At 60.7% G+C, this 11,529-nt stretch carries 13 protein-coding genes; 7 read left to right on the forward strand and 6 right to left on the reverse strand.

The window, feature by feature from the left end:
- Positions 1–83: 83 nt before the first annotated feature.
- Positions 84–527 carry an RNA polymerase-binding protein DksA gene (dksA, locus tag DBR24_RS15050; RefSeq protein WP_003228250.1) on the reverse strand — a complete coding sequence of 148 codons (444 nt, stop codon included), beginning with the start codon at positions 525–527 and terminating at the stop codon, positions 84–86.
- Positions 528–861: 334 nt separating this feature from the next.
- Between dksA and DBR24_RS15055 the strand changes: the two genes are divergently transcribed.
- Together DBR24_RS15055 and sfsA are read left to right on the forward strand one after the other, a co-directional pair.
- A complete protein-coding gene (locus tag DBR24_RS15055; protein ID WP_123464108.1) occupies positions 862–2,034 on the forward strand; it encodes a pyridoxal phosphate-dependent aminotransferase in 1,173 nt (390 codons plus the stop codon).
- Entirely contained in the window at positions 2,034–2,747 is a 714-nt protein-coding gene (sfsA, locus tag DBR24_RS15060; RefSeq protein ID WP_128615157.1) for a DNA/RNA nuclease SfsA, read from the forward strand. Before DBR24_RS15055 ends, sfsA begins: the two co-directional genes overlap by 1 nt.
- On the opposite strand, the gene DBR24_RS15065 is transcribed toward sfsA, so the two are convergent.
- Positions 2,744–3,061 (reverse strand): Rieske (2Fe-2S) protein, encoded by a 318-nt coding sequence (locus DBR24_RS15065; RefSeq protein WP_123464111.1) that lies wholly within the window; start codon positions 3,059–3,061, stop codon positions 2,744–2,746. The two genes, sfsA and DBR24_RS15065, sit on opposite strands and share 4 nt — an antisense overlap.
- Before the next feature lie 166 nt (positions 3,062–3,227).
- Here DBR24_RS15065 and DBR24_RS15070 point away from each other — a divergent pair, with 166 nt between their 5' ends.
- The 4 genes from DBR24_RS15070 to DBR24_RS15085 are packed head-to-tail and all read left to right on the forward strand — an operon-like array spanning position 3,228 to position 6,774.
- Positions 3,228–4,100 (forward strand): hemin ABC transporter substrate-binding protein, encoded by an 873-nt coding sequence (locus tag DBR24_RS15070; protein ID WP_128615158.1) that lies wholly within the window; start codon positions 3,228–3,230, stop codon positions 4,098–4,100.
- A 50-nt stretch (positions 4,101–4,150) separates the two neighbouring features.
- Positions 4,151–5,134 (forward strand): iron ABC transporter permease, encoded by a 984-nt coding sequence (locus DBR24_RS15075; RefSeq protein WP_177490570.1) that lies wholly within the window; start codon positions 4,151–4,153, stop codon positions 5,132–5,134.
- Positions 5,134–5,901 carry a heme ABC transporter ATP-binding protein gene (locus DBR24_RS15080; protein ID WP_128615159.1) on the forward strand — a complete coding sequence of 256 codons (768 nt, stop codon included), beginning with the start codon at positions 5,134–5,136 and terminating at the stop codon, positions 5,899–5,901. Before DBR24_RS15075 ends, DBR24_RS15080 begins: the two co-directional genes overlap by 1 nt.
- A 21-nt stretch (positions 5,902–5,922) precedes the next feature.
- The gene (locus tag DBR24_RS15085; RefSeq protein ID WP_128615160.1) at positions 5,923–6,774 is read left to right on the forward strand and encodes a ChaN family lipoprotein; all 852 of its coding nucleotides are present in this window, start codon (positions 5,923–5,925) and stop codon (positions 6,772–6,774) included.
- Between the two features lie 233 nt (positions 6,775–7,007).
- Here the strand turns inward: DBR24_RS15085 and DBR24_RS15090 are convergent, their stop codons facing one another.
- The 4 genes from DBR24_RS15090 to DBR24_RS15105 form a co-directional block, all read right to left on the reverse strand.
- Complete coding sequence (locus DBR24_RS15090; RefSeq protein ID WP_128615161.1) at positions 7,008–7,802, reverse strand: Crp/Fnr family transcriptional regulator; 795 nt, start codon at positions 7,800–7,802, stop codon at positions 7,008–7,010.
- Between the two features lie 16 nt (positions 7,803–7,818).
- Positions 7,819–8,091: a TfoX/Sxy family protein gene (locus tag DBR24_RS15095; protein WP_003228231.1), complete on the reverse strand. Its 273-nt coding sequence runs from the start codon at positions 8,089–8,091 to the stop codon at positions 7,819–7,821.
- A 284-nt stretch (positions 8,092–8,375) separates the two neighbouring features.
- On the reverse strand, positions 8,376–8,720 hold the full coding sequence (locus DBR24_RS15100; protein ID WP_123464123.1) for a pentapeptide repeat-containing protein: 345 nt from the start codon (positions 8,718–8,720) through the stop codon (positions 8,376–8,378).
- Positions 8,721–8,811: 91 nt separating this feature from the next.
- Positions 8,812–10,368 carry a bifunctional aminoglycoside phosphotransferase/ATP-binding protein gene (locus tag DBR24_RS15105; RefSeq protein WP_128615162.1) on the reverse strand — a complete coding sequence of 519 codons (1,557 nt, stop codon included), beginning with the start codon at positions 10,366–10,368 and terminating at the stop codon, positions 8,812–8,814.
- Positions 10,369–10,486: 118 nt separating this feature from the next.
- Here DBR24_RS15105 and DBR24_RS15110 point away from each other — a divergent pair.
- The coding region (locus DBR24_RS15110) for a transglycosylase domain-containing protein (RefSeq protein WP_177490568.1) at positions 10,487–11,529 on the forward strand (1,043 nt) is incomplete at its 3' end.

Below are 11,529 nucleotides of genomic sequence, written 5' to 3' on the forward strand. Positions count from 1 at the left end.
ACATTCAACACCGATAAAAGCAAAAGAAAAGGCAGAAACAAAAACGGAGCGTTCGCACGCTCCGTTTTTCATTCAGGTCGGGATTATTTGCCGACCTGTTTTTCCTTGATTTCCGCCAGGGTCTTGCAGTCGATGCACAGATCCGCAGTAGGACGGGCTTCGAGGCGCTTGACGCCGATCTCGATGCCGCAGGACTCGCACCAGCCGTATTCTTCGTCCTGGATCAGTTCAAGCGTCTTGTCGATCTTCTTGATCAACTTGCGCTCGCGGTCGCGGGCGCGCAGCTCGAGGGCGAATTCTTCTTCCTGGCTGGCACGGTCGGCCGGGTCAGGGAAGTTGGCCGCTTCGTCTTTCATGTGATCAACAGTACGGTCGACTTCCTGCATCAAGTCCTGTTTCCACTTATTCAGGATCTTGGTGAAGTGCGCGCGCATCGGGGCGCCCATGTACTCTTCGCCTGCCTTCGGAACATAAGGTTCGAAGCCGCTGATCGTCGCTTGCTGCTGTTGCTTTGCTTGGGTGGGCATGAAATGGACCGCCTCTACTCTTGTAATCCATTGCGCAGGATTGCTCCATCACCGACACCTGCCGGCCCTGCGGCTGCAAGCGGGCGAACTTACCAGATCAATTCGGCCTGCGCTACTCCCGGATGTCGAGGCCCCGGCGGGTGGCGCTTGCAAATGTTTGGCAAGCCGTGTCTGGTGGTGGTGAAGACCTGTTCAATCACTGATTTTAGTCAATCCTGGAGCGTACGCGCATATCGTTACAGTCCAGCGTTCTTGAGGCTGTGACCGCTACGGGTTCTCGCTCGTTCCGGCAGATGGGTAGAATCGTCTCTTTTTCCCCGTCGAAGGAAAACCAATGGCTCAGCCTTACAGTGCCCGCAGTCGTGCGATCGAACCGTTCCATGTCATGGCGCTGCTGGCGCGGGCCAACGAATTGCAGGCTGACGGCCACGATGTGATTCACCTGGAAATCGGCGAGCCCGACTTCACCACGGCCGAACCGATCATCCGCGCGGGGCAGGCGGCGCTGACGGCGGGCAAGACGCGTTACACCGCCGCCCGGGGCATTCCCGAGTTGCGCGAGGCGATCTCCGGTTTCTACCAGACACGCTATGGACTGAATATTGATCCACGGCGGATCCTGATCACGCCGGGCGGCTCCGGTGCGTTGCTGCTGGCCAGCGCGTTGCTGGTCGATCCCGGTAAACACTGGCTGCTGGCGGACCCCGGTTATCCTTGCAACCGGCACTTCCTGCGTCTGGTCGAAGGGGCGGCGCAGCTGGTGCCTGTCGGTCCCGATGTGCGTTACCAACTGACCCCGGATCTGGTCGAGCGGCATTGGGACCATGACAGTGTTGGCGCGCTGGTTGCCTCTCCGGCCAACCCCACCGGCACGATCCTGACCCGTGATGAACTGGCCGGGTTATCCACAGCCCTCAAGGCGCGGCACGGGCATCTGGTGGTGGACGAGATCTATCACGGCCTGACCTATGGCACTGATGCGGCCAGCGTGCTGGAAGTCGATGACGACGCGTTTGTCCTCAATAGTTTCTCCAAGTATTTCGGCATGACTGGCTGGCGCCTCGGCTGGCTGGTGGCGCCCGATGCGGCGGTCAGTGAACTGGAGAAACTTGCGCAGAACCTCTACATCAGCGCCCCGAGCATGGCCCAGCACGCCGCTTTGGCCTGTTTCGAGCCGGACACCATTGCCATTCTCGAAGAGCGCCGCGCTGAATTTGGCCGCCGCCGGGACTTCCTCCTGCCGGCGTTGCGCGAGCTCGGTTTCAACATCGCTGTTGAGCCCGAGGGTGCGTTCTATCTGTATGCCGATATCAGCCAATTCGGCGGCGATGCCTTCGCGTTCTGCCGGCATTTTCTCGAAACCGAGCACGTTGCCTTTACCCCGGGCCTGGATTTCGGCCGGTATCAGGCCGGCCACCACGTACGTTTTGCCTACACGCAAAACCTCCCGCGCCTACAGGAAGCGGTTGAACGGATCGCCCGTGGCTTGAAGAGCTGGCAAGCCTGATGCGCTTTTATCCAGCGCTGGAAGAGGCGCGACTGATCCGTCGTTACAAGCGTTTTCTCGCCGATATCGAAACCGTTGGCGGCGAGTTCCTGACCATTCACTGCCCGAACACTGGCTCGATGCTCAATTGCCAGGTCGAGGGCGGACAGGTCTGGTTCAGTCGCTCCAACGATCCGAAACGCAAACTGCCGGGCACCTGGGAAATCGGTGAAACCCCGCAGGGGCGGTTGTTTTGCGTGAATACGGCGCGGGCCAACGGTCTGGTCGAGGAAGCGTTGCAGGCCGGGGTGATTACCGAGCTGAACGGGTTTACCGCGTTGAAGCGTGAAGTTGCCTATGGCCAGGAAAACAGCCGCATCGATTTTCGTCTCGAATACCCGGGCGGCCCGGCTTACGTGGAAGTGAAGAGTGTCACCTTGGGTTTCGAGGGCACCCGTGTGGCGGCGTTTCCCGACGCCGTGACCCAGCGCGGCGCCAAGCATTTGCGGGAGCTGGCGCATCTGGCCCGGGACGGGATTCGGGCGGTGCAGTTGTATTGCGTGAATCTCACCGCAATTGACGCGGTGCGACCGGCCGCAGAGATCGACGCTGCCTATGCCGACGCGCTGCGCGAGGCCGTGGCCTGTGGCGTTGAAGTGCTGGCCTATGGTGTGCGGTTGACCCCTGAAGAGATGATCATCGACCGTCGACTCGACGTGTTGCTCAACGGTTAAACATCAATCCACAACCCTTGCGCGTCTTCACGGCAAGGGATCGCCGTCAGTGATTGCCCGGCGCAGGGGCCGGCGACGCATTCGCCATCCTCGATCAGAAACAGTGCGCCGTGGGTGGCGCACTGGATCAGGCTGTTGCTCGGGTCGAGAAAGCGGTCTGGCTGCCATTCCAGCCCGACGCCGCGGTGCGGGCAGCGGTTGAGGTAGACATAGGCCTGACCGCCACGGCGTACGGCGAACAGCCTTGTTCCGTCGAGATCGAAACCGCGGCTGCCGGCCTCGGCCAGTTCGGCGCCCGCGCAGAGAAACTTCATGGCTATCCTCTAATGTCGGCTCGTGACTGGATATGTCCGAGCTTGACGTTTAAATGCAAACAATTATCAAATGGCCGCCTTCACCCGCGGGATGGCCGGCCGGTATCGAGGATACTTGGCCTGTCATCCGGATGCCCGGGAAAAACTTCGTTCAAGGAAGCTGTGTATGCGCCTGAATACCCGCGTTGCTGTGTTGTGTATGGGTCTTTTCCTCGGCCATCCGGCTGCGGCGGCCGATCTCCCACAACGTTGGGTCAGCGCTGGCGGGGCGTTGTCGGAATGGGTCAGCGCGCTCGGCGCTGAAGCGAAACTGGTCGGTGTCGACACCACCAGTCAGCATCCCGAAGCCTTGAAGGCGCTGCCGAGCATTGGCTATCAGCGCAGTCTTTCCGCCGAAGGCATTCTCAGCCTGCGCCCGGATATCCTGATCGGCACCGAAGAAATGGGCCCACCGCCGGTACTGGCGCAGGTGAAAGCCGCCAAGGTGCAGGTGGAGTTGTTTTCAGCTCAGCCAGATCTGCCGACGCTGGAAAAGAACGTCACACATCTGGGCCGCTTGCTCGGCGCTGAACGCCAGGCGACGCAACTGCTGCAAGGTTATCAACAGCAACTCGAGACGCAGAAAGTGCGCGTGATGCAAGCGCAGGCGAAACAGAAAGCGCCCGGCGTGCTGTTGCTGCTCGGCCATGCCGGTGGCAAACCGTTGATAGCCGGCCAAGACACCGCTGCCGACTGGCTGCTGCAACAGGCCGGGGGACATAATCTGGCGACCCATTCCGGCTACAAGCCGTTTTCCGTGGAATCGCTCGCCGGTCTCGATCCTGAAGTCTTGGTGTTTGCCGACCGGGCGCTCACCGGTGAGGCGGCAAAAGCCGCGCTGTTCAAGGAAAACCCGATCCTCAATGCCAGTCTTGCGGCCAGGGCCGGGCGTGTTCTGGAGCTCGATCCAACGCTCTTGGTGGGTGGGCTCGGGCCGCGTCTGCCGGCGGCATTGCAAACCTTGTCTGACGCTTTCTACCCGGCCAAGAGCGGCCAATGACCACACTGGTCAAGCCCCGCGGCCTGTTTATTGGCCTGACGCTCCTGTGTTTGCTGGCGATCTGGCTGTCACTGGCGCTTGGCCCGGTCAGCCTGCCGCTGTTCGATACGCTGCGGGCAGCGCTGCGTTTGATTGGCGTGCCATTGGCGCCGGACGGCCTGGAGCAGGCTGAGTTGATTCTCGGGCAGATTCGTCTGCCGCGTACCTTGCTGGGACTGGCAGTGGGGGGCGTGCTGGCGCTGTCCGGTGTGGCCATGCAGGGCCTGTTTCGCAATCCGCTGGCGGACCCGGGGCTGGTCGGCGTTTCCAGTGGCGCGGCGTTGGGCGCGGCGATCGCCATTGTCGGCGGTTCTTTGTTGGGCGGCTTGCCGGAATGGTTCGGGCCGTACCTGTTGTCGGCGTGCGCATTTCTTGGCGGACTCGGGGTGACGGCGCTGGTTTACCGACTCGGTCGGCGCAACGGCCAGACCCACGTCGCGACCATGTTGCTGGCGGGTATCGCGCTGACGGCACTGGCCAGTTCGGCGGTCGGCCTGTTCACCTATCTGGCGGACGATGCGACCTTGCGTACGCTGACCTTCTGGAACCTCGGCAGCCTCAATGGCGCCAGTTATGCGCGGCTCTGGCCATTGCTGATCATCACGGCCGGCGTCGCGCTGTGGCTGCCGCGTCGGGCACGGGCGCTGAATGCCTTGCTGCTGGGTGAATCCGAGGCCGGGCACTTGGGGATTGATGTCGAACGCCTCAAGCGTGAGCTGGTGTTTTGCACGGCACTGGGTGTCGGCGCGGCGGTGGCAGCGGCCGGGATGATCGGTTTCGTCGGGCTGGTGGTGCCGCATCTGGTGCGCTTGCTGGCGGGGCCGGATCATCGCGTGCTGTTGCCAGCCTCGGTACTGGCCGGGGCCAGCCTGCTGTTGCTGGCCGATCTGGTCGCACGGCTGGCGCTGGCGCCGGCGGAACTGCCGATCGGCATCGTCACGGCGTTTATCGGGGCTCCGTTCTTCCTTTATCTGCTGCTGCGAGGACGCACCTGATGTTGCGTGCACACAATCTGCGCATCCAGCGCGGCCGCCAGACCGTGCTAAGCGGCGTCACGGTGCAACTTGAACCGGGTGAAGTGCTGGGTGTGCTGGGGCCGAACGGTGCCGGTAAAAGTACCTTGCTCGGCGCCTTGTGCGGGGAGCTGAGTGCCAGCGAGGGTGAGGTTTGCCTCGACGGTGAGGCGTTGAGCAACTGGAGCGGCACGCAACGCGCGCGACGCTTGGCGGTGTTGCCGCAAGTCTCAACCCTGGATTTTGCCTTTCGCGTGGAGGAAGTGGTGGGGATGGGGCGTTTGCCCTATCAAACCGGGCGAGTGCGCGATGACGAGATTGTCGCCGCGGCGCTGGCGGCTGCGGATGCCGGGCATTTGAGCGGGCGCAGTTATCTGGCGTTGTCCGGTGGCGAGCGTCAACGGGTGCATCTGGCGCGGGTCCTGGCGCAACTCTGGCCGGGGCAGGCCGGGCAAACCTTGTTGCTGGATGAACCGACGTCGATGCTCGATCCGTTGCATCAGCACACCACGCTGCAAGCGGTACGCGACTTCGCCGATCGCGGCGCGGCGGTGCTGGTGATTCTGCATGATCTGAATCTGGCGGCGCGCTATTGTGATCGGGTGTTGTTGCTTGAAGGTGGCCGTCCAGTCGCGCTGAATACGCCGGAGCAAGTGTTGCGCCCGGATACGCTGAAAGCCGTGTTCGGTCTTGAAGTTCTGGTGCAACCGCACCCGGAGCGCGGGCATCCGCTGATCATCGCCCGCTGAGATTCTCGTCGAGGTGATTGCATGCGTGGGATGTGGTTATTGGCGCTGGTGTGGCTTGCGGGGTGTCAGCATGTTGTTGCACCGCCACCCGTCGCCGGTGACATCCGCGATCTGCACAGCGGTCAGGTGCTGACGGCGGAGCAATTGTTGGCGCGTCTTTCCAGGCCTGAGCGGGTGCTGATCGGCGAACAGCATGACAATGCCGATCATCATGCTGTGCAGTTGTGGCTGTTGCAGACGCTGGCCGAGCGGCGCCCCCAAGGCAGTCTGCTGATGGAAATGCTCACCCCGGAGCAGCAGCCCCGAATCGATCAAGTGCATCACGCGCAGAAACTGCCTGCCGATCTCCCCGGTGCATTGGCCTGGGAAGAGGGCTGGGACTGGAGTCTTTATGGTCCGATCGTCCGCTTTGCTCTGACTCAACCCTCGCCACTGTTGGCGGCGAATCTTGAGCGCAGTGAAATCCACACGTTCTATCGCAACCCGCCAGTTTTGCGCGGTGAGCGCAGCAATGCTCAGCCTGTGAAAAGTGTTTTGTTGGGCCAGATCGGCGATTCCCACTGCGGCCTGCTGCCTGAATCGCAGATGCCGGCGATGCTGGCGGTGCAGCAACAGCGTGACCGGCGCATGGCCGAGCGTCTGCTGGCGGCGCCGACACCGTCATTATTGTTGGCGGGGGCGTGGCATGCGCGAAAAGATCTGGGCGTGCCGTTACATGTGTTGGACCTGGGCGCGACTCAGTCACCGACGGTGCTGATGCTGGCAGAGCAGGGCGACGACGTGACCGCGGCAATGGCCGATTTCGTCTGGTACACCCCGCCCACTGCGAAGCAGGACTACTGCGCGCAGATGCGCAAACAGTTCGGTAAATGACATTTCCACGGGCAAAAAAAGACCCGGTAAAAACCGGGTCAAATAACCGTGATTAGCCTGATGAGGAGATAATCTGAGAGTCCGAACCAAGGGCTTTTCAGAATATCGACCGATCTCGCGATCAGTTGTGATAATCATAGCGATTCTCATTACCGAGTCAACCACTGTTTCTGCATTTATTTTATTCAGCCCCAAAAATGGCCGGAATGTCCCGCAAAAGCAGGGCTTCAGCGCTAACCTTTGCTCGGTGTCAGTTGCGTGATCTGGTGATTCAACTGGCCGATGCGCCGCGCCATGCTCTCGATCAGGCTGTGGGCGATCTTCGGATTGGTGTGGCACATGCTCAAAAACTGATCACCGGGAATCAGCATCACCGTGCTCGGTTCTCGCGCAATGACCGTCGCATTGCGCGGCTCGCCGGTGAACACGGCCATGGCGCCGAAGATCTCGTCCTTGGGCACTTCGCCAACTTTATGCCCGTCAACGAATGCCTCGGCGTGGCCATCTATGATCACAAACACATGATCGGCCGCATCGCCCTGGTGGATCAGCGTTTCACCGGCCTCGACCCGTTTGAAACCGTTGGTGCTGCGAAACTCGCGCGGTTTCAGCTCGGCTACGGCATGGGCGAGCAGGGCCATTTGCCCCAGCAGATATTCCAGAAACTGTTCTGAACGAATGGGCTCGGCAAACAGATGCAGGAAAACATCGCTGCGCCGATAGGGCATCAAGCGCAATGGCCCGTCCGCGCACAAACGGCAATCGGCCCAGGCGTCGCCCTGCTGCAGGCCGATCAGATCGCCTTCCTGCCAGTAAAACAGCAGCCGTGCGCCGACGCCGCCGTTGATCACGCCTTCGCTCAGTAGAAAAACCTGATCGCCAGGTAACTGCGCCATCAGGTCAGCGGTCGCGTCTATCTGCAGAACCGGCGCGCACGGCGCCAGACCCTCCAGCCACTTCGCGGGCAAATTCTGCAAGCGATTGATCAGTGCATCGGCGTACGCCGATTGTTCCCCTAGCAGGTACATGGCGGTCAGCGCCCGTTCAGTTCTTGTGACGCGAGGAAATCGCTTCGAGCTGTTTGTTCAAGGCATCCTTGCGTTCGGCGGGGATGTCGTTCCAGTGCACATCCATCAATGCCCCCTCGATCGCATACAACAACACCTTCGATGCGCGAAACCCACGGGTACGCACGGCCCGGTAGGCGTCCACCGCACCCAGGCGACGCAAGTCGGAGGCGCTGTGGATGCCCACTGCATGCAGCCATTGCGCCGACGTCTTGCCAAGATTTTTCAGGTGTTGCAGTTCATCATTCATCAAGCCTCCTTGCGACGGCCGAATGGTGCGTGGGCGAGCTTCTCAGGAGTGTAGCCATCAGTAGGAAAAGCGTGGTTGTTTGGTCGGATTCAACGCAAACGCTTCTAAGAAAGGGCGCTTGAACGGCCTGCGAACGCAGAAAGGGGGGGGAACACAATTGAATGTAGGAGTGAGCCTGCTTGCGATAGCGGACTGGCAGGCACACATGTGTTGAATGTTAGACCGCTATCGCGAGCAAGCTCACTCCTACAGGGAAGGCGTTGTGTCAGGGAATAATGAGGCGATCAGCGAGTGCGATAACGCAGACGCGTACCGAAATTCATCGACATCAGGATTTCATCGGCACTCAGTTCCGGCGGAAAGTACGCTCCGGAAATCTGGGCGTGGGCCAGGCTTGCGCCTTCGAGCGATGAGTTGCGGAAATCGATGCCGCGCAGGTCGGCGGAACGGAAATACGCGTCCCGGAAATCCACGCCATCGGCATTCAGTTCGCGCAGGTCGAGGCCGCGGAAGTCGCCGCCCACCATGTCGATCGGGCCGTCATTGGGACGCTCCTTGTTAAAACCGGTGATGTCATCCTTGTGCAGCAGGGCATAAAGCGGGGTGTCGAGAAGTTTCGGCTGGCTCATGTCATATCACCTGTTGGTTTTATGACGCCAGTATAGTGCCACTATTTGACGGCCGTGAAGCGAGCGAGGGCTTCACGGCCGAAATAGTTTCTTACAGGCCTGGCAGGCGCTGACGGATCTGCGCGACCACCGTATCCAGCGTGCCGGATTCGTTGGTCTGCACGCGCTTGCTACGCAGAATCTCTTCCGGTGTCAGCGCTTCGCGGTTGGCCTGTTGGGCTTCGATCACGGCGAGGGTGGCGTCGGAAGGATCTTTTTGATCCGCCTGACGAATCGCCAGCCAGCTCTCGATCACCGCCTGCGGCGCATTGCAGTCGAGGATAAGGAACGGCGTGCCAGTGGCTTCGGCGATTTTCGCGGCGCTGTCGCGTTGTTCACGCTTGAGGTAAGTCGCGTCGATTACCACCGGGAAACCGGCGTGCAGGATGATCTCTGCGATCTCATGCAGCCGCGCGTAGGTCGCGACACTGGCATCGGCACTATAAATGCCGGCCTGCACGTCATTGGCTACGGTTTGCTCACCGAACAGACGCTTGCGCTCGACATCGGAGCGCAGACGGATCGCGCCCAGCGCTTCGACCAGACGCATGGCGACGTGGCTCTTGCCGACGGCGGAAACACCGTGGGTGATGGCCATGAAGCGCGACGGAATGGTGCTGTAGCTTTCTGCCAGGTTGGCGTAGTTGCGATACTGGCGCAGGGTGGTCGCGCGCTGCACCGGCGTGGCGTCCGCCGGCATGCTGAACAGCGCAACCTTGGCGCGAACCAGAGCGCGGTAGGCTTTGTAGAAGTTCAGCACTTCCAGGCCCTGATAGTCACCGGTCAGCTCCAGGTACTGGCTGATGAAGCGACGGGCCAGGGATTTCAGGCCGCGGTCTTCCAGGTCCATTGCCAGGAAACCGGTGTCGGCCCAGACGTCGGTGAAACGAAACGGTTCGTTGAACTCGATGCAGTCGAAGATCACCACTTTGCCGTCGATGACTGTGGCGTTGCCCAGGTGGATGTCACCGTGGCATTCGCGGGTGAAGCCCTCGGTCTTGCGCTGCGCGAACAATGGCTTGAGGCGTTCGAAGCTGCTTTCGGCCCAGGCCTTCAGCGCTTCGAGTTGCAGCAGATCGCTTTTATCGCTGAGGAACGGCAGGATCTGTTCGAAGTTTTGCGAAACCGGTGCCATCACCGCGTCCGGGGTGCCAGCTTCATGTTCGGCCGGCACTTTTGGTGCGCTGAGGTGGAAGTGAGCAATCTGCTCGGCCATTTCGTCGATGTGCCGAGTGGTCAGCTCGCCGTTGGCCTGCAGGGTGCTGAGCAAACCGGTCTGCGGGAATTGACGCATCTTCAGCACATATTCGATGGCCGGACCGTCACCGTTCAGTTGCGGTGCTTCGGCGCTGCCAGTGACCGGTAACACGTCCAGATACAGATCGTCGGTCAGGCGCTGGTTCAGACGCAGTTCTTCAGCGCAGAAATGCGCGCGTGACTCCAGGCTGGTGAAGTCGAGAAAGCCGAAATTCACCGGCTTCTTCACTTTGTAGGCAAAGGGACCGGTGAGGATCACCCACGAAATGTGGGTTTCGATGACCTGGAACCCTTCGACGGGGTGCGGGTAGAGGGCCGGGTTTTGCAGGGCAGCGATCAGTGACTGGCTCACGGGCGATCCTTCAGAGACTGGGGGAAATTCGAGGTCGCCATTATGGCCGCTCGCCAGCCCGACGCAAACCTCGGAGCGCTCCTGTTGAGTATGAATAAAGTGCGTATAATCCGCCGCCATGACTCGATCTCGATCCCCCCGTACCAAGAAAAAACCACCTGCCAAGGGCCTGAGCCCGTGGCTGGGCTGGGCCATTAAACTCAGTCTGGTCGGCCTAGTGGTGCTGGCCGGCTTCGCCGTTTACCTCGATGCCGTGGTGCAGGAGAAGTTCTCCGGCAAGCGCTGGACCATCCCGGCCAAGGTGTACGCCCGCCCGCTTGAGCTGTTCGTCGGACAAAAGCTCAGCAAGGACGACTTCCTAACCGAACTCGATGCCCTCGGCTATCGTCGCGAAGCCGTGAGCAACGGCCCCGGTGCCGCAGCGGTCAATGGCAACACAGTCGATCTGAATACCCGTGGTTTCCAGTTCTATGAAGGCCTGGAGAAACCACAGCCGGTGCGCGTGCGTTTCTCCGGCGACTACGTGGCGGAGCTGTCGGCGATCAACGGTTCGAAACTGTCGGTCGTGCGTCTCGAACCGTTGATGATCGGTGGCATTTACCCGAAAAACCTTGAAGACCGCATCCTGATCAAGCTCGATCAGGTGCCGCCGTACCTGCTGGAAACCCTGGTTGCGGTTGAAGATCGCGACTATTACAGCCACTGGGGCGTGTCGCCGAAGTCGATTGCCCGAGCCATCTGGGTCAACACCTCTGGCGGCAAAATGACTCAGGGCGGCAGCACGCTGACCCAGCAGTTGGTGAAAAACTTCTACCTGACCAATGAACGCAGCCTGACCCGCAAGCTCACCGAAGCGATGATGGCGATGTTGCTGGAGCTGCATTACGACAAGAAAGAGATTCTTGAGGCGTACCTCAACGAAGTCTTCGTCGGTCAGGACGGTCAGCGTGCGGTGCACGGTTTCGGTCTGGCGAGTCAGTTCTTTTTCGGTCAACCGTTGTCCGAGTTGAAGTTGCACCAGGTTGCATTGCTGGTCGGCATGGTCAAAGGTCCGTCTTATTACAACCCGCGTCGCAACCCGGAGCGTGCGCTGGAGCGGCGTAACCTGGTGCTCGACGTGCTCGAGCAACAAGGCGTGGCAACCGCGGAGCAGGTCGAGGC

Origin of the sequence: Pseudomonas sp. HMWF006 (assembly GCF_003061205.1) — a bacterium.
In the GTDB taxonomy this organism is placed as follows: Bacteria; Pseudomonadota; Gammaproteobacteria; order Pseudomonadales; family Pseudomonadaceae; genus Aquipseudomonas; species Aquipseudomonas monsensis.

Excerpts from the sequence above, each read along its gene's own strand:
- DBR24_RS15055 (WP_123464108.1), top strand. The coding sequence starts at position 862 with ATGGCTCAGCCTTACAGTGCCCGCAGTCGTGCGATCGAACCGTTCCAT.
- DBR24_RS15090 (WP_128615161.1), bottom strand. The coding sequence starts at position 7,802 with ATGTACCTGCTAGGGGAACAATCGGCGTACGCCGATGCACTGATCAAT.
- DBR24_RS15080 (WP_128615159.1), top strand. The coding sequence starts at position 5,134 with ATGTTGCGTGCACACAATCTGCGCATCCAGCGCGGCCGCCAGACCGTG.
- dksA (WP_003228250.1), bottom strand. The coding sequence starts at position 527 with ATGCCCACCCAAGCAAAGCAACAGCAGCAAGCGACGATCAGCGGCTTC.
- sfsA (WP_128615157.1), top strand. The coding sequence starts at position 2,034 with ATGCGCTTTTATCCAGCGCTGGAAGAGGCGCGACTGATCCGTCGTTAC.
- DBR24_RS15065 (WP_123464111.1), bottom strand. The coding sequence starts at position 3,061 with ATGAAGTTTCTCTGCGCGGGCGCCGAACTGGCCGAGGCCGGCAGCCGC.
- DBR24_RS15100 (WP_123464123.1), bottom strand. The coding sequence starts at position 8,720 with ATGAGCCAGCCGAAACTTCTCGACACCCCGCTTTATGCCCTGCTGCAC.
- DBR24_RS15070 (WP_128615158.1), top strand. The coding sequence starts at position 3,228 with ATGCGCCTGAATACCCGCGTTGCTGTGTTGTGTATGGGTCTTTTCCTC.
- DBR24_RS15085 (WP_128615160.1), top strand. The coding sequence starts at position 5,923 with ATGCGTGGGATGTGGTTATTGGCGCTGGTGTGGCTTGCGGGGTGTCAG.
- DBR24_RS15095 (WP_003228231.1), bottom strand. The coding sequence starts at position 8,091 with ATGAATGATGAACTGCAACACCTGAAAAATCTTGGCAAGACGTCGGCG.